The organism is Rothia sp. L_38 (genome assembly GCF_050689125.1).
Lineage (GTDB): Bacteria > Actinomycetota > Actinomycetes > Actinomycetales > Micrococcaceae > Rothia.
Genome location: NZ_JBOEQD010000005.1, coordinates 80262 through 105510, shown reverse-complemented (window position 1 = coordinate 105510; position 25249 = coordinate 80262). Strand labels below are relative to the sequence as shown.

General features: G+C 60.4%; 24 protein-coding genes. 7 read left to right on the top strand and 17 right to left on the bottom strand.

Annotated features, from left to right (window positions below):
- Positions 1-170: 170 nt before the first annotated feature.
- The gene (locus ACRCJM_RS05245; protein ID WP_237185124.1) at positions 171-863 is read right to left on the bottom strand and encodes a metal-dependent transcriptional regulator; all 693 of its coding nucleotides are present in this window, start codon (positions 861-863) and stop codon (positions 171-173) included.
- A 342-nt stretch (positions 864-1205) separates the two neighbouring features.
- Here ACRCJM_RS05245 and serC point away from each other — a divergent pair, with 342 nt between their 5' ends.
- A complete protein-coding gene (gene serC / locus ACRCJM_RS05240; protein WP_431464075.1) occupies positions 1206-2348 on the top strand; it encodes a phosphoserine transaminase in 1143 nt (380 codons plus the stop codon).
- A gap of 89 nt (positions 2349-2437) precedes the next feature.
- Here the strand turns inward: serC and ACRCJM_RS05235 are convergent, their stop codons facing one another.
- Positions 2438-3808, bottom strand: coding sequence for an MFS transporter (locus tag ACRCJM_RS05235; RefSeq protein WP_431464074.1), 1371 nt, complete (start codon positions 3806-3808; stop codon positions 2438-2440).
- Positions 3805-4380, bottom strand: coding sequence for a DUF3027 domain-containing protein (locus ACRCJM_RS05230; RefSeq protein ID WP_431464073.1), 576 nt, complete (start codon positions 4378-4380; stop codon positions 3805-3807). The genes ACRCJM_RS05235 and ACRCJM_RS05230 overlap by 4 nt, the downstream gene beginning before the upstream one ends.
- 106 nt (positions 4381-4486) lie before the next feature.
- Between ACRCJM_RS05230 and ACRCJM_RS05225 the strand changes: the two genes are divergently transcribed.
- From ACRCJM_RS05225 to ACRCJM_RS05210, 4 genes are all read left to right on the top strand, one after another.
- Entirely contained in the window at positions 4487-4732 is a 246-nt protein-coding gene (locus tag ACRCJM_RS05225; RefSeq protein ID WP_431464072.1) for a hypothetical protein, read from the top strand.
- Between the two features lie 126 nt (positions 4733-4858).
- Positions 4859-5569 (top strand): response regulator transcription factor, encoded by a 711-nt coding sequence (locus tag ACRCJM_RS05220; protein WP_431464071.1) that lies wholly within the window; start codon positions 4859-4861, stop codon positions 5567-5569.
- 84 nt (positions 5570-5653) lie between these two features.
- Positions 5654-7069 (top strand): ATP-binding protein, encoded by a 1416-nt coding sequence (locus tag ACRCJM_RS05215; RefSeq protein ID WP_431464143.1) that lies wholly within the window; start codon positions 5654-5656, stop codon positions 7067-7069.
- 265 nt (positions 7070-7334) lie between these two features.
- On the top strand, positions 7335-7625 hold the full coding sequence (locus ACRCJM_RS05210) for a WXG100 family type VII secretion target (protein ID WP_377126680.1): 291 nt from the start codon (positions 7335-7337) through the stop codon (positions 7623-7625).
- On the opposite strand, the gene ACRCJM_RS05205 is transcribed toward ACRCJM_RS05210, so the two are convergent.
- A complete protein-coding gene (locus tag ACRCJM_RS05205; RefSeq protein WP_431464070.1) occupies positions 7622-8542 on the bottom strand; it encodes an RNase H family protein in 921 nt (306 codons plus the stop codon). The two genes, ACRCJM_RS05210 and ACRCJM_RS05205, sit on opposite strands and share 4 nt — an antisense overlap.
- Positions 8543-8622: 80 nt before the next feature.
- Here ACRCJM_RS05205 and ACRCJM_RS05200 point away from each other — a divergent pair, with 80 nt between their 5' ends.
- Positions 8623-9432 carry a 4'-phosphopantetheinyl transferase family protein gene (locus ACRCJM_RS05200; protein WP_431464069.1) on the top strand — a complete coding sequence of 270 codons (810 nt, stop codon included), beginning with the start codon at positions 8623-8625 and terminating at the stop codon, positions 9430-9432.
- Here ACRCJM_RS05200 and ACRCJM_RS05195 read toward each other — a convergent pair.
- From ACRCJM_RS05195 to ACRCJM_RS05170, 6 genes are all read right to left on the bottom strand, one after another.
- Positions 9429-10523 carry an isochorismate synthase gene (locus tag ACRCJM_RS05195; RefSeq protein WP_431464068.1) on the bottom strand — a complete coding sequence of 365 codons (1095 nt, stop codon included), beginning with the start codon at positions 10521-10523 and terminating at the stop codon, positions 9429-9431. The genes ACRCJM_RS05200 and ACRCJM_RS05195 overlap by 4 nt on opposite strands.
- Positions 10524-10615: 92 nt before the next feature.
- Positions 10616-11752 carry a 23S rRNA (uracil(747)-C(5))-methyltransferase RlmC gene (gene rlmC, locus ACRCJM_RS05190; protein WP_431464067.1) on the bottom strand — a complete coding sequence of 379 codons (1137 nt, stop codon included), beginning with the start codon at positions 11750-11752 and terminating at the stop codon, positions 10616-10618.
- Between the two features lie 118 nt (positions 11753-11870).
- On the bottom strand, positions 11871-12032 hold the full coding sequence (locus tag ACRCJM_RS05185; RefSeq protein WP_237185134.1) for a hypothetical protein: 162 nt from the start codon (positions 12030-12032) through the stop codon (positions 11871-11873).
- A gap of 230 nt (positions 12033-12262) precedes the next feature.
- Positions 12263-13888, bottom strand: coding sequence for a chaperonin GroEL (gene groL / locus ACRCJM_RS05180; RefSeq protein ID WP_135013265.1), 1626 nt, complete (start codon positions 13886-13888; stop codon positions 12263-12265).
- A 327-nt stretch (positions 13889-14215) separates the two neighbouring features.
- Positions 14216-14962, bottom strand: coding sequence for a LytR C-terminal domain-containing protein (locus tag ACRCJM_RS05175; protein ID WP_431464066.1), 747 nt, complete (start codon positions 14960-14962; stop codon positions 14216-14218).
- Between the two features lie 99 nt (positions 14963-15061).
- The gene (locus ACRCJM_RS05170; RefSeq protein ID WP_431464065.1) at positions 15062-15304 is read right to left on the bottom strand and encodes a DUF3263 domain-containing protein; all 243 of its coding nucleotides are present in this window, start codon (positions 15302-15304) and stop codon (positions 15062-15064) included.
- A 62-nt stretch (positions 15305-15366) separates the two neighbouring features.
- On the opposite strand from ACRCJM_RS05170, the gene ACRCJM_RS05165 reads away from it, so the two are divergent.
- The gene (locus ACRCJM_RS05165; protein WP_431464064.1) at positions 15367-16047 is read left to right on the top strand and encodes a uracil-DNA glycosylase; all 681 of its coding nucleotides are present in this window, start codon (positions 15367-15369) and stop codon (positions 16045-16047) included.
- A 28-nt stretch (positions 16048-16075) separates the two neighbouring features.
- Here the strand turns inward: ACRCJM_RS05165 and ACRCJM_RS05160 are convergent, their stop codons facing one another.
- The 7 genes from ACRCJM_RS05160 to ACRCJM_RS05130 all read right to left on the bottom strand — a co-directional run bounded on the left by ACRCJM_RS05160 (position 16076) and on the right by ACRCJM_RS05130 (position 25206).
- Positions 16076-17152, bottom strand: a complete 1077-nt coding sequence (locus ACRCJM_RS05160) for a threonine/serine ThrE exporter family protein (protein ID WP_431464063.1) — start codon at positions 17150-17152, stop codon at positions 16076-16078.
- Entirely contained in the window at positions 17125-17553 is a 429-nt protein-coding gene (locus ACRCJM_RS05155; protein ID WP_431464062.1) for a threonine/serine exporter family protein, read from the bottom strand. The genes ACRCJM_RS05160 and ACRCJM_RS05155 overlap by 28 nt, the downstream gene beginning before the upstream one ends.
- Positions 17543-19669, bottom strand: a complete 2127-nt coding sequence (locus ACRCJM_RS05150; protein WP_431464061.1) for a threonine/serine exporter family protein — start codon at positions 19667-19669, stop codon at positions 17543-17545. The genes ACRCJM_RS05155 and ACRCJM_RS05150 overlap by 11 nt, the downstream gene beginning before the upstream one ends.
- Positions 19670-19751: 82 nt before the next feature.
- Positions 19752-20852, bottom strand: coding sequence for a lipid II:glycine glycyltransferase FemX (locus tag ACRCJM_RS05145; protein WP_135013271.1), 1101 nt, complete (start codon positions 20850-20852; stop codon positions 19752-19754).
- A gap of 226 nt (positions 20853-21078) precedes the next feature.
- Positions 21079-21357: an HPr family phosphocarrier protein gene (locus ACRCJM_RS05140; RefSeq protein WP_135013272.1), complete on the bottom strand. Its 279-nt coding sequence runs from the start codon at positions 21355-21357 to the stop codon at positions 21079-21081.
- A 123-nt stretch (positions 21358-21480) separates the two neighbouring features.
- Positions 21481-23178, bottom strand: a complete 1698-nt coding sequence (gene ptsP, locus ACRCJM_RS05135) for a phosphoenolpyruvate--protein phosphotransferase (RefSeq protein WP_431464060.1) — start codon at positions 23176-23178, stop codon at positions 21481-21483.
- A gap of 30 nt (positions 23179-23208) precedes the next feature.
- Positions 23209-25206, bottom strand: a complete 1998-nt coding sequence (locus ACRCJM_RS05130; protein WP_431464059.1) for a PTS fructose transporter subunit IIABC — start codon at positions 25204-25206, stop codon at positions 23209-23211.
- Between the last annotated feature and the right edge of the window lie 43 nt (positions 25207-25249).

The following is a 25249-nucleotide window of genomic DNA, read 5'->3' as shown; positions in this document are numbered from 1 at the left end:
CACCACTTAAGGGTTGTTGGGGCAAAGTCGACCTCTGCAGAGCCTTAAATTCACCCATCAAGCCCTCTACGGCAGATCTAGCAGGCACCCTTCACCCACAAAAACATCACGATTTGATAACAAAAAAGAGCCCCACTGGCTAGTAGAGCTCTAATTTTGTTACCAAATTGTTATCTTTTAACGATAATCGCTTCTGCTACTTCGGCGCTGAGAGTGAGTGATTCGTCCTCGCCGTCCGCGTGAACCAGCACGGAGCCGTCCTTATTACCCAGAATCGACACCGTTGCACCATAGACGATGCCCGCATCACCCAGGCGCTTCAGCAGCTGCACGTCGGTCTGAATAAACTCGGGTAGGCGAGACACGGTAAAGCGGTCATCTTCAGATGAGTCGCGGCCCGCAATCGACATGGTGACGGTGCGTCCGTCGTTCTCCTCGCTCTCGGCACCCAGCTCTTCCAGACCGGGAATCGCGTTGCCGTAGGGGGAGAACTTGGGCTCGTTGAGCAGCTCTAGAAGACGGCGCTCCACGCGTTCACTCATGACGTGTTCCCAGCGGCAGGCCTCTTCGTGTATATATTCCAGGTCAAGACCAATGACGTCGGCGAGCAGGCGCTCAGCCAGGCGATGCTTGCGCATCACCTCCACTGCCTTCTGGCGCCCCTCTTCGGTGAGCTGAAGGGAACGGTCGCTGGCAACGGTGAGCAGACCGTGGCGCTCCATGCGGGCGACGGTCTGAGAAACGGTGGGGCCGGAGTGCTCAAGGCGCTCTGCAATACGGGCGCGCATGGGAGTGATGCCCTCTTCCTCAAGCTCCAGCACGGTGCGCAGATACATTTCGGTGGTATCAATGAGGTCAGTCATGCCTTCTCGGATCTCCTTGGGCCAGCCCGCACGGTGCGCGGGTTGTTAGGTGCAGTGGTTTTGCCCTTAATTGTATGCGCTACCAGCTTGAGTAGGCGTTTACTCTCTTCAAGAGCTGAAATTGTTGCGCCCGCACCGCGCCCCTTCGGTTTGCGGCGCCATCCGCCCCAGCCCTACGCCGAAGCCATCTCACTATATAAATTTATTCCCCACATTTTGGGCCGGTACGGGGTACTTGAGGGCCGCGGGGCCCGCGCAGGTTGCACAATGGAAACAGCAGGACGCCCGCGGCACCTTCCTCCCTCACATCAACGCAAAGCCGCCCCGGCACATGTGCTGCTCATGTCTAGGAGATATTCAGTGACCACTTTTCCCGTGATTCCCACCGAGATGCTACCTGCCGATGGCCGTTTCGGCGCTGGCCCCTCTAAGGTCCGCCCCGAGCAGGTTGCCGCCGTATCAGCTGCCGCCACTACCCTGCTGGGTACCTCCCACCGCCAGGCTCCAGTCAAGAACCTGGTCGGTGAGATTCGCGAGGGCCTGCGCGCTTTCTACTCTGCCCCCGATGGCTACGAGGTGATTCTGGGCAACGGTGGCGCCACCGCGTTCTGGGATGCCGCAACCTTCGGCCTGGTTGAGAACAAGGCTCAGCACCTGACCTTCGGTGAGTTTGGCTCTAAGTTTGCTTCAGCCACCAAGGCGGCCCCTTTCCTGGCTGATTCCACCGTTATTTCTTCTGAAGCCGGTACCCGGCCCGAGGCCCGTGCTGAAGAGGGCGTAGACGTTTACGCCTGGCCCCACAACGAAACCTCAACCGGTGTTTTTGCCCCGGTGACCCGCCCTGCCGGTATCGCCGATGATGCCCTGGTGCTGATTGACGCTACCAGTGCTGCTGGCGGCCTGGATGTTAACGTGGCCGAGTCCGACGTCTACTACTTCTCACCCCAGAAGAACTTTGCCTCCGACGGCGGCCTGTGGCTGGGGCTCTGGTCACCGGCAGCGGTTGAGCGCGCTGAGCGTATCGCCGCTTCTGACCGCTGGATTCCCGATTCCCTGAACCTGGTTACTGCTATTAGCAACTCCCGTCTCAACCAGACCTATAACACCCCGACTCTGGCCACCATGATTATGCTCAATGAGCAGATTAAGTGGATGAACGAGCAGGGCGGCCTGGCTTTTGCAGCAGCCCGTACCGCTGATTCTGCGGGTCGTGTCTATGCCTGGGCTGAGGCTAGCGAGTATGCCACCCCCTTTGTGGCTAACCCTGCTGAGCGCTCCAACGTCATCGCTACCGTTGATTTCGATGAGAGCATCGATGCAGCTGCTATTGCCAAAGCCCTGCGTGCTAACGGCATCGTCGATACCGAGCCCTACCGCAAGCTGGGCCGCAACCAGCTGCGTATTGCCACCTTCACCGCTATTGGCCCCGAGGACGTCTCGGCTCTGCTTACCTGCATCGACTACGTGGTCGAAAAGCTCAAGTAGTTGTAGCTAGGCAAAGATAAGGACGCCGCTCCCCCGCCAACCTGCCACCGGGCAGGAAGGCGGGGGCGGCGTCCTTCTTTTCTTAATCTTTAGCGGGGTTCTTGCAGGTCGATTGCTGCTGTGACCGGGGGCGGCTCCCGGTCAGGGCTCTCAGCGGTTTCAGGGCGCGGACGCAGCACCAGGCGGGTGCGGGCCTGCCTGTCGTAGTGCAGGTGCAGGTGCTTATATTTCATAATCCAGATCAGCCCGATCAGGGCCGCCAGAAAACCGGAGGCAGAGGCAACACCCAGGCCCCAGCGAGCGCCGAAGACGTCGTTGACCAGCCCAACCAGGGGTGAGCCGATAGGGGTTCCGCCGATGAATACTGCCATATACACGCTCATAACCCGCCCTCGCATGGCAGGCTCGGTTGTTACCTGCACGTAGGCGTTTGCTGAGGTGATGATGGTCAGCGCCATGAGCCCGAGCGGAATCAGGGCCAGGGCAAACAGCCAGAGGTTGGGGGCGAGCGCCGCCAGTAGGGTTGCCACGCCAAATCCCAGGCAGGAGGCAAACATGAACCGCATGCGTGGGGTATCCCGCCGAGCAGCTAGCAGGGTGCCTGTCACCGAGCCGATGGCAACAACGGAGTTCAGCAGCCCGAATTCACCCGCGCCCTGACCAAATTCGGTGGTAGTCATAGCAGCAATGTTGAGAGCGGTATTCAGGCCGAAGGTACCAATGAGGAAGGCTGCAACCATCACCACGATAATGTCGGGGCGGTGTTTGAGGTATGCCAGGCCGTCCCGGACCCGGTTGTGAGCGGCGGACGACCGAGGCAACTGCCGCAGCTCGCTGTCACGGATAGCGAGGATTGCCAGAATCATGGCGATGAAGGTCACCGTGTTGAGCAGGAAAACCGGCCCTGTGCCTATGACCACCACCAGCAGGCCTGCAACCGCCGGCCCGATCATGCGGGCGACGTTGAAGGACATGGAGTTGAGCGCTACGGCATTAGGCAGGTCTGCGTCTGAGACAAGTTCTGAGACGAAGGTTGACCGCACCGGGGAGTCCAGGGCTGAGATGACGCCCAGGGCTAGCGCGAAGAGGTAGACATGCCAGATAGCAACATGGCCCGATAGCACTAAAAGCCCCAGCCCGAGGGCCAGCAGGCCCATGATGCTCTGAGTCCATAGGAGAATTTTTCGCCGATCGCCCCTATCGGCAAGCGCCCCGGCATAGGGGGCTAGGAAGAGGGGCGGGGCGAACTGCAGAGCGATGACGATACCCATCTGGGTAGAGTCGTGGCTTGAGAGGTCGTTGAAGACCAGCCAGTCCTGGGCGGTGCGCTGCATCCAGGTGCCGATGTTAGAGACAAGGGCACCAATGAACCAGAGACGGTAGTTAAAAATCCACAGTGAGCGGAAGGTTTTATTCCTCCCGTTCATGGGCTGGGGTTCTCGTCTCTGGGTGGAGGTCATTCAGCGCTGGCACCGTCCTGGGTATCTTCAGCGGAGTTCTCTTCGGCAGCTTCAGTGCTGTCCTCGCTCTCTGCGGGGGCGTCGCCGTAGTCTGCGCCGTCGTGGTCGTAGTCTTGCTCTTCCTGGTCTTCGGGGAGCAGGCGGTCGGCCCAGGGTACCCAAGCCGGGGCAAGCAGGGCGTCATCGCCGGGCAGGAGGCCAATTTCGCAGACGGTTGCGACCTTTGACCGGGGAGCACGCGAGAGGGTGGCAAACCAGAACCAGCCGCGGTAGCCGGGAAGGGTACATTCAAAAAGGTGGGTGGTGAGGCGTTCTTCTTCACCGCGCAGGTGGTGGACGGGGCCGATAGCGTTTTCCGGGGCGATGTCGGCTAGGCCTGCGAGGGCTACGTCTTTAGCTGCGGCAAGGACGGCGTCGACCTTGCTGGTACGACGACGGCGAGTGGGCTCGCCCAGGGTTGGTTCAGGGGCGGACGCCGGTACCTGCTCAGCGGCTTCGGGGCCGGCCTGCTCATAGCTTTCTGCGCTCAAAGCGCCGGGGGCTGTTAGCTCATCTTTTACCTCTTCAGTCATACTCCTATTAAAGCAGGCCGGTGGAGGCTGTGGCCGCTGCTCTTCCTCGCGGCGTAATACCCGTGCTTCTTTAGGCAGCTATAGCGGGCCTTGATAGCTTAGAAATATGTCTTCTGAACACACTGAAATTCCTGAGCTACCCTACGGCGGTACTATTCGGGCTCTGGGTCTTGCCGCCGGCGTCCTGATGCTGGTGGGTACCCTCTCCGGTGTCACTATGCTGTTGCTGAAGTGGGCTACCGGAGCTGCTCCCGAGATCTTGAGCATTACACCGCTGCTGACTCTACCGCTAGCTTTTTTGGCCTTGTTAGGAGCTCTGTTTCTCACTCTGCTTCGTCGCCGAGCTAGCTAGAGACTGGGCTCTGCCCTTTTGCTCACGGCGTACTTACCGTATTTTCCCAGCAGGGCTAAGGCAAACTCAGCAGAACATACAGCTGCACACAGCTAGTGCACAGGTAGTAAGCGCACAATTAAAAGCGTGAATACCAAAGAACCTGAAGCAAAACTGCTGGTCGTCGACGACGAACCCAACATTCTAGAGCTCCTCGCAACCTCCCTGCGTTTTGCGGGCTTTGAGGTTGTCACCGCAGCCAACGGCCGTGAAGCCCTTGAGAAGGCTGAAACCGAGTCACCCGACCTGGCTGTACTCGATGTCATGTTGCCCGATATGGACGGCTTCACCGTCACCCGTAAGCTGCGTAGCTCCGGCCGTCTCTTCCCCGTCCTCTTCCTCACCGCTAAGGACGACACCGAAGACAAGGTCACCGGCCTGACCGTCGGCGGCGATGACTACGTCACCAAACCCTTCAGCCTGGACGAGGTTGTGGCCCGTATCCGTGCCGTCCTGCGCCGTACCCAGCCCCATATCGAAGAAGATTCCCGCCTGCGCGTAGATGACCTGGTGTTGGACGACGGCGCCCACGAGGTCTTCCGCGGCGACCGCGAAATTGATCTGTCACCCACTGAGTTCAAGCTCCTGCGCTACCTGATGCTCAACCCCAACCGTGTGCTGTCTAAAGCCCAGATTCTGGATCACGTATGGGAATACGACTTCAACGGCGATGCCTCTATCGTGGAGTCCTACATCTCCTACCTGCGCCGCAAGATCGATAACGACCAGAACCTACCTCCGCTGATTCATACCAAGCGCGGTGTCGGCTACCTGCTTCGTACCGCCAACAAAAACTAAGGGGTTACGAGTTTGCGCTCTCGTCTCTCTGTGCACCAGCTGGGTTCGCTGTCCTTGCGAACCCAGCTCGTGCTTTTAACATCTATGCTGCTAGCCCTGGCTATCTCTGTGATGTCTCTGGTTGCTATTTCAGCGATCCGAGCCAAGATGATGGACCAACTCGACGATGAGATTACCGCGAGTTACAGCTACCTGGTGACTGCGGTTTACGCTGATCAACAGCTATCACAAACCCAGGGAACTTTTATTCCCTACGAAGCATATTTGCTAGATAGCGACGGGAATATCGTACGCCCGGTAGCAACTCTGGCTGATGAATCTTCCTCCCCCGTCATTTCGGGTCTCACCGCCGATAACGTCAAACGCTACAACAAGGCTGCCCTGACAGTGCGTTCAGCCAGCGGCCATACTGAATGGCGCCTGATTGCTTTCCCGGTTGAGGACACCAATCAGACCCTGGTCATCGCCGCCCCCCTGACCCAAATCAATCAGACGGTAGCTATCGTGGGCAGCTTAACTATGCTCTTTGGTGTTGCCACCCTTCTTGCCTCTATCGCGCTGACCTGGGTAATTGTCACCAGGGCCTTTGAGCCCCTTGCCCGCGTGGAACAGACAGCCGCCCAGATTGCAGCAGGCGACCTCTCCCAGCGCATTGAGAACTACAGCCCCTATAACGAGATTGGGCACCTGACTACCTCTTTGAACACCATGCTCTCGCATATTGAAGAGGCCTTTGACGCCCAAAAACGCTCCGAGGTAAAGATGCGGCGTTTCGTGGGCGACGCCTCCCATGAGCTGCGTACCCCTCTGGTCTCCATTCGGGGGTATTCGGAGCTCTATCGTATGGGTGGCCTGCCCAATGACGAGGCAGTGGCTATGGCCATGAATCGCATTGAGTCAGAGTCTAAGCGCATGGGCCAGCTGGTAGAAGACCTCTTGACTCTGGCTCGTCTCGACGAGCGCCGGGTTGCCGAGAACGCCCGGGTAGATCTGCTGAAGCTGGCTACGGACGCAGCCAATGACGCCTTCGCTTCAGCCCCCGACCGAACCATTGAGGTGGTGGGGCTTGAGGGCGCCGAAGCCCTCACATCCCTGGTCTGGGGCGACGAGCAAAGATTGCGCCAGGTTATCGCGAATCTTATGACCAATGCCCTGCGCTATACACCGGCAGGTTCCCCGATTGAGATTGCGGTGGGGGCAGTACCCGGCATCGATGGAACCTGGACGTCTGTGCTCCAGGTTCGCGACCATGGCCCGGGTATTCACGGTGAGGACGCCGAGCGCGTCTTCGAGCGCTTCTACCGGGCTGATACTTCACGCACCCGGGAGACAGGCGGCACCGGCCTGGGGCTAGCAATCGTCGCTGCGATTGTGGGCCAGCACGATGGAACTGTGCGGGTTGAAGAAACCGAAGGTGGCGGTGCTACCTTCACGATTCGTCTTCCGCAGTACAGCGACCGTACCGGGCCCATTCCGATAGTTGCAGGGGAACAGTCCTAGAGTCTTCATCAGCCCCAGCTTCCGGTGTAGGAGACCTGTGGATAGCCTCTCGAAGCCGTCATAGAGACGTCATCACTGCACCATTTATCACTTGTAGCACTGACCCAAACCCCGCCCCACTAGCTTGACTAGTGGGGCGGGGTTTTCCACAGACTCTCTTTTTCTTCCACCCCAGGCGCTTCTCCCCTAGGCTCAAAGGCACCAGGAACCTCAACCTAACGGTACCTGCGCACCCCGTTTATCTAACGTTCAAAGGAGAGCCACCATGGCCCAGTTCAATGTCGATGCAGACCTCATTGCCAGCAAATCAGCCCAGGCTCGCGCCCAGGTAGAGACCATCGTTTCAGAGGTAAACGCTCTGACCGCTTCTCTCCAGGATCTTCAAGGGTCGTGGACGGGCTCGGCGTCCGCTAATTTCCAGGGCGTGCTCGCTAACTGGCGAGCTACCCAGCACCAGGTGGAAGAGTCGATTGCCCAGATCAATGAGGCGCTCTCACGAGCTGGTGTGAACTACTCAGAAACTGAAATGGCTAATGCCGCCATGTTCGTGGGTTAGTCTCTCGTCGCGGTGTCCTGGCGGTAGCGGAGCTTCCAGTTGCCGCTAGTGAACACCCAGGTACTGGAACGCACCAGGGTTCCCCGCGCTGTGGGAACCTTGGATACCAGTAGGGCTGCGCCCTGCCCCAGGGCTACCGACGACAGGTGCTCAGGTTCCCCCGTCGTTGCACAGGCCCGCTCGCGGTAAGCTAACACCGTTACCCTATCTGTTACCTGGCCAGTCGGCACGGTCCAGCTCAGTTCGGGGTGCAGGAGGACTCCTAACAGCTTTTCTGACCCATAGATAGATGGCTTGAGCATCTGCTCTTCGTAGGCACGTGCCTCGGCTACAGGGTCTGTCGTGCTCTTAGCCAGCTGCTCGGCCAGTTCCTGGGTTTTCTGCTGATGGGCTGTAGCGACCTCTTCGGTAGTTGTGCCCTTGTCCCTTGGCCTCTCGCCCTGGGCAGCCCGCAAACCGGGACCAGCGTCTACCGGGGTACCGTCACGGTAGGCTTGGGCAGCCCGGTTGGCCCGTTCATCAGCGGCCTCGTTCAGAGGGTGGCCGGTATGCCCTTTCACCCACTCAAAGGAATAGGTTCGCCCCTGAATAGCTCGATCAAGGGCCTGCATGAGGTCAACGTTGAGTACCGGCTTGCCGTTGCTTTTCTTCCAGCCCTTTTTCTTCCAACCGGGCATCCACTTAGTGATGGAATTGATGGTGTACTGACTGTCGCAGATGACGTGCAGGTGGTCCTCTGCCCGGTCTGCTGTTGCTTCAAACAGGTCAAGTACCGCTTTGAGCTCACCCATGTTGTTGGTACCGTGCTCCCACCCGCCAGCTGCCCAGTTATCTTCATTGATGTACCAGGCCCAGCCAGCAGGCCCGGGGTTACCCAGGGCAGAGCCATCTGCGGCAGCGATGATTTTTTCGGTCATAGTCCTCGAACTTTCAGGTTGCAGGCGCCTTTTATTCTACGCGCCGCCCCACCTGGAGCGTCACCGCTAGAATGGTCATCATGGTTCACCCTTCAGCTACCGCCGAGGCAGCGAGCGCCCAGCTCACTCTTTTTTGTATGCCTGCAGAAACCCTGCGAACGGGCCACGGCGTCAGCTGGCTGGCCTATGTTGGTCTAGCAGAACAGGCGCGGGCCGCTGAATTTAAAAATCCGGACGAGGCACTCGCCTTTGCCGCCCAACACACCCTCATGCGGTGTATGGCGGCCAGCCATTTAGGTGTTAAAGCTACTTCAGCTTCCGAGATACCCGTGGACCGCGCCTGCCTCTTATGCACTAGCGGCCAGCCACACGGTAAGCCCCGTATCGAGGGGGTCAACCTCAGTATGGCAAGAGCCCTAGGGCTGGCGGCAGGGGTAACCGGACCGGCAGGGCTCAGTATAGGGCTCGATCTCATTACTGTGCGCGGCAGCTATTATGATAGCTTCGACCGCATCGCCCTCGCCGACTACGAAAAGCGGGTGGTGGCGTCCTTACCTGCGGTGGAGGCAGCCCTGGCAAGGCACCTACTCTGGGGCGCCAAAGAAGCGGTACTCAAGGCTACCGGCTACGGCCTGGCATTAGCGCCCAGCACCGTTATGCTGGCTCTGCCGCCCCTGCCCGCCGCTCTGGAAGATGCCCACGGGCTTACGGCTAGGGCCTCGGTACAGCTACCCGGTGAGGCGCAGCCCCGCACCTACTGGGTGACCTGGCAGGTCCACGAGGGCACCTACCTACTAGCTGTTGCCAGCGACCAGCCCCATGCCCTCACAAGCCACAGGGTTACGACGCCGCTCATGGTGCGCCGGGCGCTAGAGCAAGAAATGCACTAGAGCTCTGGGGAGCTCAGATTAAGCCCCAACGCCCGGGCGAAGGTCCCCAGCTTGGTTGCGGTCTCAGAGTGCTCACCGGCCGGGGTTGAATCCTTCACAATACCGGCGCCAGCAAAAAGGGTAGCCTGTAGCGGAGCAACCTCGGCACAGCGCAAAACCAGGTACCAGCTCCCCTGCCCACGAGCGTCCATGTACCCCACCAGGCCGCCGAAGAAGCCCCGGTCGAAGGGCTCTAGCTCTTCAATCAGATCCCGGGCCACCTCTGTAGGTGTGCCGCAAATAGCCGGGGTAGGGTGGATGGCTCGGGCTGCCTGCAGCGACGAGACACCGGGCAGCAGTTGGCCGGTGACCGGCGTACTGAGGTGCCAGAGCTGGGGTGTAGAAATAAGTGAAGGTACGGCGGGCACATCCATCTGCACGGTAAGGGCCTCTAGCCGCTGGCGGATGTCATTGACCACCGTTGCGTGTTCAGCCCTGTCCTTAGCGGACCGCATGAGAGCCTCACCGATTTGGGCATCGTCGGTACTCCCCGGGGCAGCAGTTCGGGCAGCGGAGCCAGCCAGGGGGACAGTTCGAAACGCGCTCCCCTCCGTCTGAAACACCAGCTCGGGAGAAGCACCCATAAGGTAGTTTCCATTGGGCAGCTGAGCACTAAACACGGTAGCCCGCTGCTGCTGAGCACGCAGGGTATCAAAGAGATGGGGCAGGTTCAGTTCTTGCTCGTACTGCACCCGTAGCAGGCGGGCCAGGACGACTTTATCAAGCTGACCCCGGTTCATCAGCTCCACGGCATGGGCAACGGCTGCCCGGTACACATCGCTGTCGATTCCCTCAACCAGGGCAGGAGCCGGCTGGTCCACCGTATCGGCAGTGGGTAGGGGGATATTTTCTCGCACCCAGCGGTCAGGGACGGCAAGCTGGGCCGGAGCGTCCGGGTCAAAAGGTATCAGTCCCACCACCGCCGAGCCCCGGCGCTGGGCCAGGCTCAGAGCGTCTGCCTCGCTCACCGGAGTCAGGGCACCTTCAGCCCGCACTACGGTAGTACCTTCAGCCAGCATAAAAGGCGAAGGCAGGGCAGGGAGCTGAGGCATTTTACTTTCTTTCACACTTATTCGGGGAGCGGAGTTGGGCTTCTTTCACCCTAGTACACAGGCCTGATGAGAACCTAAAAATGGTGGCGCACTTAGCGGCTACGCTGGAGTAGCATAATCGTCTCGTAGTGGTTGCTGTGCGGGAACATATCCATTACCTGCCCCTGCACGGGCTCCATCGACGGCATGCTTTTGAGATCTTTGACGAGAGAGCGCAGGTTGCAGCTCGAATAGATCACCTGGTCGATACCGCTGCCCTCGATCCAGTGAGAAAGCTGCGGCTCCAGCCCCCGGCGGGGCGGGTTCACAATCAGCATATCGGGTACCTGGCCGCTACTGGTGGCATAGTCGGGCGCATCCTGGGCAATGAAGTGTAAACCCGCAAGTCCGCGTTCAGCGACGGTGCGCCGGGCAGAGGCAATAGCTTCGCTACTAATTTCAATACCGGTTACGGTAGCCCCCGTTGGCATGACCGCTGCAGCGTGCAGGGCGAAGCCCCCTACCCCGCAGTAGAGGTCCCAGAGGCTGGCCGGTGCAGCTTCGCTGATCCATGTCTGAGCCCGACGGTACAGGGAAGCTGCGATGGGGGTGTTGGTCTGGAAGAAGCTCTGGGGGCGCAGATGCAGGGTCATATCGTTAACCTGCATGGGCAGGGTGGTGCGCTCGGTCAGAATAATCTCTTCATCACCCTCGACCAGAGCAACGTGTTCGCGCAGCAGGTTGACGCTCGCTACCGCGAGCTGAGGTAACTGTTCGTGAAGCCAGGGCAGTTCTCGTTTGAGCGCAACAATGAGTTTCTTGGAACGCAGAACGAAGCGGACCATCAGTTCGCCGCTATCGGAAGCGGTCACCAGAATGTTTTTAAGTTCCCCTTTGCGCTTCTGAACGCTGTAGGGGGTAAGGTCAGCCCGCTGGATCAGGTCAGCAAGGACGGGTATGGCCCGGCTAATTGCGGGCAGATAAAGCTGGCAGTCGGTGAGGTCAATGCCCTGCCCCTGCCTGTCGAGAATACCGAGGGTGGGCTGCTGGGAGGTTCCTCCTACAACCAGCTTGGCCTTGTTGCGGAAGGCTTGGTCTGCGCTTGCTACAGGTGGGAGCCAGCTGAGGCTCGCCCAGGGTTCGAGCAGGGTCTGGGCGTCATGCTGTTTACCCGCTAACTGATTGGTGTAGGGGGTTTCAAGTAGAGAGCATGAGCGGCAGAGGCCGGCATCGAAGTAGTGGCAACGCATAACTTCACTATTTTACAGCTCCCTGCCACCGGTCGTATAGATGGAGCTTTGGGTATAGAGAAACCGGCGCCTCGTTGCCGAGACGCCGGTTCCAGGAAAACACAATCACTATTAACTCTTAGCCACCTGCACCAAATGCAAGATCGCGATGGAGAGCCTCAGCGCTCTTCTTCTCGAGCTTGGTCCAGCCGTCGGATGCGTAGGCAACAAGCAACATTGCCAAGAGCCCCACGATGATTGCGTAGAGAACAAGATCGACAATGGTAACCATATGCCTCACACCTTTCAGTTTCGCCTTTGATACTGATGAATAAAAGTAAGAGAAGACCTCTTTAGTGATTTAAAGCATACCCACAGACTGGCGTGAAGTGCAATACTATTATCTAAAATTTTTAGTCATATTTTCAGAAGGGTGTAAAAACTCCGCCACTCCTTACCAGGGGCAAGAAGTGGCGGAGCTTACAGCACGTGAGGAACCGGAAATGAACCGGTTTTCTCAGGCGGACGTAATTACATCATGCCGCCCATGCCACCCATGTCGGGGGCAGCAGCTGCTGCTGCAGGTTCGGGCTTGTCGGCAACGACGGCCTCGGTGGTCAGGAAGAGACCGGCGATGGAGGCAGCGTTCTGCAGGGCAGAGCGGGTAACCTTCACGGGGTCGTTGATACCTGCTGCCATGAGGTCTTCGTATTCGCCGGTTGCAGCGTTCAGGCCGGTACCTGCGGGCAGGTTGCGGACCTTGTCGACAACAACGCCGGGCTCCAGGCCTGCGTTGAAGGCGATCTGCTTAAGGGGGGCATCGATAGCGACGCGGACGATGTTGGCACCGGTTGCTTCGTCGCCGGAAAGTTCCAGCTTCTCGAAGGCTTTAACGCCGGCCTGAATCAGGGCTACGCCGCCGCCGGGGACGATGCCCTCTTCAACGGCTGCCTTAGCGTTGCGGACGGCGTCCTCGATGCGGTGCTTGCGTTCCTTGAGTTCAACCTCGGTAGCGGCACCTGCCTTGAGAACTGCAACGCCGCCAGCCAGCTTGGCCAGGCGCTCCTGCAGCTTCTCGCGGTCGTAGTCGGAATCAGAGTTAGCGATTTCACCGCGGATCTGGGCTACGCGACCCTCGATAGCGTCGGCATCGCCGGCGCCCTCGATGATGGTGGTCTCGTCCTTGGTGACAACAACCTTGCGGGCCTGGCCGAGCAGGTCGATGGTTGCGGTGTCGAGAGAGAGGCCGACCTCTTCGGTGATGACCTGGCCGCCGGTGAGAATAGCGATGTCGGCCAGCTGGGCCTTACGGCGGTCGCCGAAGCCGGGAGCCTTAACAGCTACAGACTTGATGGAACCGCGCATCTTGTTGAGTACCAGCAGAGCCAGAGCTTCGCCCTCGACGTCCTCAGCGACGATCAGCAGGGGCTTACCGGACTGCATGACCTTTTCGAGGACGGGGACGAGGTCCTTGACGTTAGAAATCTTGGAGCTAACGATCAGGATGTAGGGGTCTTCAAGAACAGCTTCCTGGCGGTCAGCGTCGGTGACGAAGTAGCCGGAGAGGAAGCCCTTGTCGAAGCGCATACCCTCGGTCAGTTCCAGGGTCAGGCCGAAGGTGTTGGACTCTTCGACGGTGATGACGCCTTCCTTGCCGACCTTTTCCATGGCCTGGGCAATCAGCTTACCAATTTCGGGGTCGCCGGCTGAGATAGATGCGGTTGCAGCGATCTCTTCTTCGGTTTCTACTTCCTTAGCTGACTCCAGCAGTTCGGCGGTGACGGCTTCTACAGCCTTTTCGATGCCGCGCTTGAGGGAGAGGGGGTCGGCGCCAGCGGCGACGTTGCGCAGGCCTTCGCGGACGAGAGCCTGAGCCAGGACGGTTGCGGTGGTGGTGCCGTCACCGGCGATGTCGTCGGTCTTCTTGGCGACTTCCTTGACCAGCTCTGCGCCGATCTTTTCGTAGGGGTCTTCGAGTTCGATTTCCTTGGCGATGGAAACACCGTCGTTGGTGATGGTGGGTGCGCCCCAGGCCTTCTCCAGTACAACGTTGCGACCGCGGGGGCCGAGGGTTACCTTCACTGCGTCTGCTAGGGTGTTCAGACCCTTTTCAAGACCGCGGCGTGCCTCTTCATCAAAAGCAATCAGCTTTGCCATATGGCTTTCGCTCCTTCTGGAACATTCGGGGTGAGCGCGATTCTTCGGTGCCCGCGACGGACGGCGCAGCCCATCTCTCGCCGTCGGGGCGGGTAGGGTGCGCCTCACCAGAGCATCGCTTCAGGTGTTTTACTCAAGAGCGGTTCGGCGGCTAAACCTAGCACATGATTTAGCAGTCGAAGCCTCTGAGTGCTAATACCAATCTTGGCACTTGAGCTCTAGGGGCGCAAACCTATTGCTCCCCCAGCTGAGCCTTAATCGCCCACAGCGCACAAGAGGTGCCGGGCAGGTGGTAGGCGGACGTCCGCTGGCCGCGAGTAAGCGTCCCTAGCCTAGCTGGTAGGTGCCGGTTGCTGAGTCGTAGATGTAGTTACCGGTGGGGTCTAGGTAGAAGGTAGCGGTGGCCGGGTCATAGCTATAGCGATCAACGGAGGTGGGTATACCGGGGTTAGGCCCTATCTCTGCCGCTCCGGTGCCGCTATCGGCAGTTTCTTGGGCAGTAGCTGAAGGTGAGGACGGCGCCCCAGGCAGGCTGGTGGGGTCAAAGTCGGCTCCGAGCACCACGTAGACGAGACCGGTCTCAGCCTGGTAGTCCTGGGCGATGGTGGGCAGGCCCAGGGTGTCGGCTATTTCGTTAGCTTCTGAGGAGGCCCCGGTGGCGAAGTACACCAAAGACTCCGCTGTGTAGGCTCCTGCCCAGTTAGCGGTAGAGGTAACGGTGTAGCCGGCCTCTTCGAGGGCTGCGGTAGCCTGGGCAGCAGCGCCAGCAGGTGCACTGGAGTTATACACCTCAACGGTCACGCTAGAAGGGTTAGTGGTGGGAGTAGCTTCAGCGCTCGGGCTTGCCGATGCGGTAGCGGTGGCACTGGTTGAGCCGGACGCCTCGGGGGCGGCGGTGCGCGGAGAGATCACGTACATGGTGCCACCCACGATGAGGGCCAGCACGCCGCTAACAATAATAGCGAGCAGACCAGCGCGGGACGTCGCAGTATCGTTAACAGCACCGCGATAGGCGCCGCGGCGGGCGTTGTTCTCATCGATGTCGTCAAACTCATCGCGGGGGTAGCTGTTCACGGGCGTCCTCATGATTGTGCGCGGTGGCGGGCTTTTAGTTACTAGGGTACACGCTAGGTGCCGGTGAAGCGGGCTCACGCTCCCTACCGGCTAAGAGGCTTAGGTTAGGGCATCGCGCTTGAGCCGTAGGCGGCGGGTGAGCACGGGTTCGGCGGCAACTGCCTTGGGGTTGTCGATAAGAGCGTTGAGCTGCTGATAGTAGGCAACCGGGGTAAGCCCCAGAGTACGGGTAATAGCCTGTTCTTTGCTGCCCTGGTATTTGAAGCGTTTTTTCTCGAGATTGAGAATAGCTACCTCAAGCTCGCTCAAGCCCTCTGCGGGTTCGGTGGTCTCGCTGCTCATCTCTTAACTTTCAGTGGTCTAGTCTTAGTAGGGAGAATACCGCATCCCTTTCAAGGAGTACTGTGCCTGCCCGTCCCCTGCATGAGATTATGTCCCCTGACTGGGCTCAAGCCCTCGCCCCGGTGGAGCCTCAGATTCGAGCTATGGGGAACTTCCTGCGCGCAGAGCACGAGGCCGGGCGGGCAACCCTTCCCCCTGGAACCGATATTTTTCGGGCCTTTACCTACCCCATGAACGAGGTGAAGGTGCTGGTGATTGGGCAGGACCCCTACCCTACCCCCGGTCACGCGATGGGTCTGAGCTTTTCGGTGCGTCCCGAGGTGCACCCGATTCCCCGGTCGCTACAGAATATTTATAAGGAGCTCCAGGCCGACACCGGGCTGGTGCCTCCGGCTCACGGGGATCTTACGGCGTGGAGCGCCCAGGGGGTTATGCTCATGAACCGGGTGCTTTCGGTGGGGGCAGGTCAGGCGGGGTCGCACCGCAATCTGGGCTGGGAGCAGGTCACAACCGCTGCCATCGAGGCGCTGGCGCAGCGGGGCATGCCCCTGGTGGGGTTGCTCTGGGGTGCGGACGCCCGCAAATGCAGGCCCCTGCTCGGCGGCTACCCCTGTGTTGAGTCACCCCATCCGTCACCGCTGTCGGCCTCGCGGGGCTTCTTCGGCTCGCGGCCCTTTAGTCGGGTTAATGAGCTCCTGGTGCAGCAGGGGGCGCAGCCCGTGGACTGGGCACTCCCCCAGTAAAACATAGCTATAGGGGCATATAGACATGTCACACTAAGTTCCGCGAGCTCCTCGACCGTAAACGCCCTGTCATGTCATCCCACAGGTAAGTGCCGCACACAATCCCCGTGGCCATCAGCAGAACCGTCACCCCGGCGGCGGTGAGGCCCTGGCCCCCGGCAAAGATGTCCTCCCCTCCCAAAACCAGGTAGGAGGAGCGGAAAATAGTGAGACCCGGCAGCATAAACATCATGCCCGGCACATAATAAATAGAGGCCGGGCTATGCAAAAGATAACCCAAGAAGGCCGAACTCAAACCCACCAGGGTTGCCCCGGCAAGTATCTGCAGGCGTCCGCCTTCTAACCCCGTTATGGCACCCAACCCGTAGTAGCCTGCCTGCCCCAGCAAAGATACCAGCAGGGTCAGCCAGATAGTCTGGGCAGAGCCTTGCCAAGCAGCTGCCGACATGGCACTCCCCACCGCCATACCGGCTATAGAAACCCACAGGGGTGGCGGGCTAAAAACTGACTGCTGCACGTCCAGGCTGGTGGCATCAAAATAGTTCATGACCGTCACGGCCACCGCGATTCCCGCGATAATCCCGGTGAAGTTAGCCCCTGTAATAACAAACTTACCGGCCGCGGTGAGGGGGAAGCCGTGCAGGGCGTCCTGAACCGCTGATACCAGGCGGAAGGTGGGGAGCAGCATCATCAGCCCTGCCGCCACGATATGCGGGGCAGATACGTAAAAGCCCCTGGCATAAAACCAACCCTCGGGGTCAGAAACCAAGAGGGCCAGCACCGTAATCGTTGCAGCGCCCAGGGCCATCATGAAGTAGCTGGGCAGCCTCAACCGCCCCGCCCACACCAGCACAAAGTTCACCACGGTAAACACCGCCAGAGAAGTCACAGCGGCACGCCAGGAGCCTCCCACGCCCAGAGTAAAAGCCCCTGCCATCAACAGGTTCCATGCCAGCAAAACAGCCGGTGAATAGAGCTTCTTCTGCGCATTGACCTGAGCCAGACGGCGCTCGGCCCGGCCCCGGCTCACACTCCCCTGGGCAATATCGTGTACCAGGCGGTAGAGCTGATGCAGGGCTAGGTAATTCTCAGAGGTTGACCGCACCACCCGCACCAGGGTCGCCCCAACTTCTCAACACCCAATCCACCGGCTTCGGGCAGCTGCCCGCGCTCCGCTGCCTCATCAAATTCAGAGACATAGTTAATCACGATGGACTGGTAGGTGATATCAACCTCTACATCGTGAATACCGTACATAGCGCATACGGTCACAACAGCGGTATCTACGTCCGCAGCGTCAGCCCCGTAATGGAACATGGTCTCGGCCAGACGTAGGGCGAAAGCCAGAATCTCGTGGGTTTCTTCCTTCTGCCGAATCCGCTGCCGGTAGCGGGCTAAGGCCACCTGCGCCACCTGGCGCTGGGCCACGCGGGCAAGGCCGCGAATAGGGACGGTCAGGGCTTGCTGGGGCTGGGCAAAAGAACGAAAGCCCCCGTTAGCGGTCACGCTTTTCTTTCTGCTCGCCGCCCTCAAGGGCGGGGCTCAGATAGCGCTGAATGATGTACTGCATGAGGTAGCTCCCCAGCACCACTCCAGAGGCCATGGAAAGAATAATGGCGATAGCCGCTACCATGCCGGGTACACCGGCATCGGAGTTAGCTTCGACCGTAAACAGGTAGAGGCCGCGGAAGACCGAGAGACCGGGGAGCAGGAAGGTCAGAGCAGGAACGTAGAAGATAGAGGCCGGGGCGTGCAGGCGATAGGCCAGGAAGGTACTCATCAGGCCGATTACTAGAGCGGCAAAAGCTGTATTGGCCCGCCCAGCGCCGGCACCAAACATAAGGGTGTAGCCCTGGTAGACCCAGAAGCCGCAGGTTGAAATCAGCAAGATCCACAGCAGGGTTCGCCAGCGGGCGTGGGTAGTCACGGCAAAGGCTAAAGAGGCCAGCATGAAGAAGGTATAGCTGACGCCCAGCCCCGCCCCCACAAATCGGGTTTCGGTGATATCGAGTTCGCTCACGCCCAGTACCGACAGCACCGCTACCGCCGAGGCCAGCCCCACCACGATACCTAGGAAGGACATGCCCGTTGACACGAACTTACCCGCCGCCGTGAGCGGGAAGCCGTTGAGGGCGTCCTGCACCGTCGAGACTAGCCGGGCGGTGGGCAGGAGCATGATGAGCCCGGCCGCCACAATGTGGGGTGCTGAGACGTGAAAGCCCACTTGAGAGAAGATAGATGCCTCATCCGATATATAAATAGCGGCGAAGGTAACCACACCGGCACCCGCTGCCATGTTAAAGAAGCCGGGCATCTTGAGCTTAGAAATCAGGCTGTTAACGAAGTGAATCGCCAGGAAGACGATACCGCCCACAGCGCCCGCCGCCAGAGACCCGCCCAGGGCCAGGACCAGGGAGAAAGCCGCCACTATGTTGGCCAGCATAATGACCATGGGTGAGTAGGGCTTTTTAGCGGTATTGATTTTGTGTAGGCGACGCTCGGCCCGGTGGCGGGGTAGGCCGCCAGCGGTGATGTCGTTAATGAGCTTGTAGATGTCGTCCAGGGCAGCGTAGTTCTCTGACCAGGAGCGCACCACGCGCATAACCGTGTGGCTAAAGCGTTCTTTACCGGGTGCTGAGTTTTCGGGTTCGCTCAGGTTAATAGCCCGGGTGCGGTCATCGACCTCGTCAATATCGGAGACGTAGTTGATAATCACCGACTGGTTGGTGATATCAATTTCAACATCGTCCAGCCCATAGGCTGCACACACGGCCACAATCGCCGAGTCCACATCGACGGTATCTGCCCCGTAGTGGAACATGGTCTCAGCCAGACGCAGGGAGAAGTTGAGGACCTCGCGGGCCTCTTCTTTCTCACGCACGTACTCAGCCCGGTGGGCTGCAGCGATATTGAAAGGACGCTGGGCCAGGCGGGCAATGCCTCGCATGGGTTTGGTGAGCGACTGGTCGGTGCTCACAAAAGACTTGAGGGAGGAGCGCACCCGCGAGGGGCGTTTAGCAGCAGGACGACGGGGCGAGGCGGGCAGGGCAACGGTGTGGGGCCCAGCCGCTGAAGGGTAGGAGGCCTGTTGCAGACCGGTTGCCTCGTTAACGGTGGGGGTTCCCGCAGTTACCGGGCCAGGGTCGCTGTCGCTATCGGCTCTCCCCAGGCTCAGGTCGGTAGCCGGGCCAAAAGCTGAGGGCACCTGATAGGTGGCGGGGGTTGCCAGATCAAAAGCGGACGCCCGCGATTCAGCTACCCCGGTAGCAGTAGGGTCTACGGTTTCAGCAGGAGTATCAAAGGCGCTCTCCCCCTGCCCCAGGTGGGCCAGGCGGTTACGCAGCTGTGGGTCGCGCACCTCATCAAGCGACACAACCGGCAGGGGCCCCCAGGCCTGCGCGGACGAGGGGGCGGGGGCGTCCTGCCCACCAGCATCTCTGCTCTCTAGCGGCTGCCCGGCGCTCTCCTGACCAGCCACCGGGCTATCCCCCGGTACCGCTCTCGGCAGGAGCGCGGTTTGCCCGAAAGCCCCGGCCCCGGTGCCCTCCTCGGCGGGAACCATATCAAAGGCAGAGGCGGAAGGGTAAGCCTTTTGCTGCAAGGGGGACTTGCTGGGGGTCAAAGGGATTACTCCTTCCGCCTCTTACGGTGAAAGATGTTCGGGCACAGCGCCCGCTGTGCCCAGGGGTTAAGCCGGGGTCGGTTTAGTAGAAGGGCTGGCCGGTCTTACGCACCCAGAGCTGGCGCATGACCTTCTCAACGGCCTGGTTCCAGGCCTTGTATTTGACCGGTGAGAGCACCTGGTCCCAGACACCGACGTAGTCGATGACGTCCTTGGTGAAGGAGGTCTTAAAAAGACCCAGGCCGTAGTGGTGGTGGTCCTTATTCTTGAGCTCGCTCTTGGGCGGGGTGCCGCAGAAGTCGTAGCTCTTAATCTCGAATTCCTTCATCAGGTCGGTCAGGGCTGTCCACTGTACCTGGTGGGAGTCGCCGTACTGCTTGCGGCGGGGCTTAGAACCGCCGTCCTTGTAGGTGCCCTTCTCGCCGTAGCGGATCACGTAGGCGCCCACGGAGGGCTCGCCGTCCTCGTAGGTGAAGTAGAGGCGGCCCTGGCCAGCCTGCTCAAAGGTGGTCCAGAAATCACGATAGTAGTCGTAGGAGCGCAGGTGCACGTTGGCGTTGCCCTGACCCACGGTGTCCATGAGAGCGTACATCTTCTTCATGTTCTCTTCGGTCAGCGGCACGCGCTCAACCTCGCAGCCCTCGCGCAGGGAGCGACGCACGGCGTTGCGTCCGCGAGAGGAGAGAGACTTGAGGACATCTTCTTCGCTCTTGTCGGTATCAAGAATCGCGGTGGAGTCATTGGGCTGGATGTTCCAGCTCTTGACCAGGCCGGTCTTGGCCATAAAAGCGTTGATAGAGTCGTCTGCAATGATATCGGGCTCAATCTTAACCGCGAAGACGCCCAGCTTCTCGCGCTTGATGAAGTCCTTGTTGGCATCGAGAATCGCGGGGATCTCTTCAACAGAGTTCACGCCGGGGCCCTTGATCATGTACCAGATTTTGCCGAGGGCAGGTACGGACTTTTCGAGCACCAGGTTGTAGCTGGCAAAAGGGGCCTCTGCGCCGTCAAGGACGGTGGTGCCTTCGTAGACCAGGTAGAGGGGCTTCCAGCCGTGCTTGGCTTTGACGGAAGCGAAGGACGCTGACTGCAGCAGGTTGCCGCCACCGGGGCTGGCGATGACGTGGTCATCCCAGGAGGCGATTTCGGCGTCGGTAGCGAAGCGGGCTGTGAACTGTCGCAAGGTCCCTCTTTTTCTTTTCGTGCGCGCGTGGGCGCGGGAAAGGTTTCAGCTTCCCAGTCTATCGAGAGTGGGCGGGCTATGCACCCTGTGGGCGCCGTGAGTTTCGTCTGGTGTAACTGGGTATCGGCTCTGTCGCCCCTTACCCGGGCACAGTGAAGCCCCCGCTTGCGGTAAGCGGGGGCTTCATCATCAAACCGTTAGGCTGAGATTGCTCGACTAAACCGTATTACTCGGCGTCGTGGTCGGTCTCGAGGATCTTGACCAGGGTGTCGAGTGCTTCTTCAGCGCCTTCGCCCTCTGCGCGCAGAACGACCTTGTCGCCGTGCTTAGCGCCGAGTGACATCAGGGAGAGGATGGACGCTGCGTCCATTGCCTCGTCTGCGGGCTCGCCTTCAGCTGCTATGGTGACTTCTACGGGGAGGTCGCCTGCTGCTTCAGCGAAGATCGCTGCGGGGCGGGCGTGCAGGCCAACACGGCTTGCGATGGTGGCAATACGTTCTGCCATGGTGTTCTCCTTACAAAGGGGTGCGGATTTGTTGTCCACTACTGAGTCTAAATCAGGCGCGTATGTTTCGCGCGTGTTAACCGCTTATTTTGGTGTGATTTATTCAGAAATAGACGGTGGGGGTTAGAGTCCGAGCTCGTCCAGGATGGGCAGGTGCTTGCGCGCTGCTTCCTTAGCTTCTGCTGAGGAGATCTGGTCGAGGGCGTCGTTGGCGATCTGCTGTGCCTTTTCGGGGGTAACCGACTTGAGCACGGCGGAGACAGCTGCCATGGCGCCAGCGTTCATGGAGAGGGTGTCGACGCCCAGGCCAACGAGGACGACGGCCAGTGCGGGGTCGGCTGCTGCTTCACCACAGACGGAGACGTACTTCTTGACGCCGGCCTTGGCGGATGCTCGCTTGGCGCCTTCGACGGTCAGCTTGATCATCTTGAGGACGGCGGGCTGCCAGGGATTGTTGAGGTGGGCCAGGTCGCCGAGCAGGCGGTCTGCTGCCATGGTGTACTGGGTGAGGTCGTTGGTGCCGATGGAGACGAAGTCGACTTCACCGAGGATCGCTTCAGCGTTGACGGCTGCTGCGGGGGTTTCGACCATAACGCCACGGGTTGCCAGGCCTACTTCATCAACCATTTCCTTGAAGCGGCGGGCTTCACTGGTGGTTGAGATCATGGGGGCCATGACCCAGATGTCGGCGTCAGAGCCGTCGGCTGCTGCCTTGATGGCTTCAAGCTGGCGTTCGAGGACGCCGGGTACGGTCCAGTCGGTGCGGTAGCCGCGGACGCCGAGGGCGGGGTTCTCTTCTTCCTTGACGTTGAGGAAGGGCAGGGGCTTGTCGGCGCCTGCGTCGAGGGTGCGGACGACGATGTGCTGGCCGGGGAAGGCGTCGAAGACGGCCTTGTAGCTGGCGGTCTGGGTTTCTACTGAGGGTTCAGCGTCGTGGCCCAGGAAGCCGAATTCGGTGCGGAGCAGGCCCACGCCTTCGGCCTTGAGGCCGGCTGCCTTTTCTGCGCTCTTGCCGTCGCCGACGTTGGCGTAGAGGGGCACGAGGGTACCGTCTGCCATGGCGCCTGTGCCGTCGAAGTCGGGCAGTTCCTTGCGGTTGGCGTACTTTTCGGCCAGGTCGCGGTGCTCGTCGGTGACCTCGGTGTTGACGGTGCCTTCGTTGGAGTCAATGTAGACTTCGGTGCCGTTTTCGATCTCGGTGACGCCCTTGGCGGCAACGATAGCGGGCAGGCCGAGACCGCGAGCAAGAATCGCGGTGTGGGCCTGGGGGCCGCCGTCTGAGGTGATGAGGGCGATGACCTGCTTGGGGTCGAGGGTGGCGGTGTCTGCCGGTGCCAGGTCGATAGCTGCCAGGATGAAGGGGTCAGCTGAGACGGGGATGCCGGGGGCCTGCTGGCCGGTCAGCTCGGCAACGATGCGGGCGCGGACGTCGTGGATGTCGGTAACGCGCTCGGCCATGTAGCCGCCGAGGGCTGCCATCTGGTCGGCGAAGGCTGATGCGGCTTCCCAGACTGCCAGTTCGGGGGCCTTGCCCTGCTTTTCAACGATCTTGATGGCGCTCTTGAGCAGGGCGCGGTCGGTTGCCATCTGGGAGGTGGACTTGAGCACGGCCTTGCCATCGCGGCTAGCGTGCTCGGCGCGCTCCAGCAGACCGTTCTTGACGGTTTCGGCTGCGGCCTTGATACGCTCGGCGGCCTGCTCGGGGGTTTCGTCGGCTGAGAGCTTCAGGGATGATGAGGGAGCCTTGATGGGCTCGGGCATCTGAAGGACTTTGCCGATAACGCGGCCGGCGTAGACGCCGACACCCTTGTAGATAGTCATAGTGTTTTCCTTCTAAGAGGTTGAAGTGATTTAGGCGGTTGCCTCGGCCTTACGGCCTGCAAGTGACTTGAGAACAATATACATGAGAGCGCCCACTACGGTACCTGCGATGGCGGCCACAAGGAACATGAGGGGGTTCTCAACCAGGGCGATGATCCAGACACCGCCGTGGGGAGCGGGTGAGGCTACGCCTGCGCCCATGGAGATAGCACCGGCAACGGCTGCGCCGACAACGGATGAGGGGATCACGCGCAGGGGGTCGGCGGTGGCGAAGGGGATGGCACCTTCGGAGATGAAGGAGGCACCCAGCAGCCAGGCTGCCTTGCCGTTTTCGCGTTCGGGAGCGCTAAAGAGCTTGGGGCGGACGGCGGTGGCCAGGGCCATAGCCAGCGGGGGAACCATACCTGAGATGATGACGGCTGCCATGACCTGCTGGGAGGCCAGGGTACCGGCGGAGAGGCCTGCGGTGGCAAAAAGGTAGGCTGCCTTGTTGACGGGGCCGCCGAGGTCGAAGCCCATCATGGCGCCCAGGATGATACCCAGCAGAATGGCTGAGGCACCGGTCATGGAGTTGAGCCAGTTCTCAAGAGAGGTGGTAACCCAGGCGAGGGGGCCACCGAGCAGGAAGAACATGAGGCCGCCTGCGAAGAGGGTGGCTACGAGCGGGGTGATGACCACGGGCATCATGGATGCAAGCCAGCGGGGCAGCTTGAGCAGGGAGAGCCAGTAGGCACACAGACCTGCGAGCAGACCGGCGACGATACCGCCGAGGAAGCCACCACCCACCATAACGGCGACAGAACCGGCGATGAAGCCGGGGGCGATGCCGGGGCGCTGGGCCAGGCCGTAGGCGATGTAGGCTGCCAGAATCGGGACCATAGCTCCCAGGCCAAAGGCGCCGATGGTGTGCAGGGCAGCGCCCAGGTAGAGGGAGAGCGGGGTGTCGCCCAGGTTGGTGAGGGAGGCACCGGAGAGGATAGCTTCGGTGTCTACGTCACCCAGGTTGGGCATGGTGATCGCTTCGAGCATGAAGCCGATAGCCAGGATGATGCCGCCTGCTGCCACGAAGGGAATCATGTAGGAGACGCCGGTCATCAGGGCCTTGTAGATGCGGGTGCCCCAGGAGCCGCCTTCTTCAGCGGTTTCTGAGGAGTCAGCTGCACCTGCGGCGACGCGCTTGCCGTTGGGCTTCTCAGCTTCGGCAAGGGCTTCTTCGATCATGGCCTTGGGCTCGTCGATGCCGCGCTTGACGGGGGCTTCGACGTAGGGCTTACCGGCGAAGCGTTCGCGGCCGCGGACGGGCAGGGCAACGGCAAAGACGACGGCATCGGCTTCGTCGATTTCGGCCTGGGTGAGCTTGTCACCACCGGATGAGCCCTGGGGCTCAACCTTGAAGTCGTAGCCCAGCTCTTCGGCGGCGTACTTGAGGCCATCGGCTGCCATGTAGGTGTGGGCGATGCCGGTGGGGCAGTTGGTCACAGCCACGATCTTCTTACGGCGGGCGGGGGCTTCTGCCTCGGCAGCGGCTACGGAGCCGGACGCGGCAGCGGCAGCGGGTGCCTCAGCTGCCTTTTCGCGCAGGCCCAGGGCCTCTTCAACGAGGACGACGACCTCGTCAGCGGTCTTGGCGTCGCGCAGGGCAGCGGTGAAGGACTTCTTCATGAGGGAGCGAGCCATCTGAGAAAGAATCTTCAGGTGGGCTTCGTCGCCGTCTGCGGGAGCTGCGATGAAGAAGATGAGGTCGGCGGGGCCGTCCTTAGCGCCGAAGTCGACGGCGGGGTTGGGGCGGGCCATAGCCAGGGTGGGCTCGGTGACTGCTTCACTGCGGCAGTGGGGAATAGCGATACCACCGGGGATGCCGGTGTCGGTCTTTTCCTCGCGGGCACGCGCAGCGGCGTAGAGGGTCTCAAAGTCGGTGGCGCGGCCAGCACCTACGACGGCACCAGCTAGATGCTCGATGACATCGAAGCGGGTCTCGCCGAGGTTCTCATCGAGGCTGATGAGATCCGCAGTGATGAGAGCAGACATGTGCTCCTCCTCGGATTGTGTTTTAGGGTTTTGAGAATGTGGT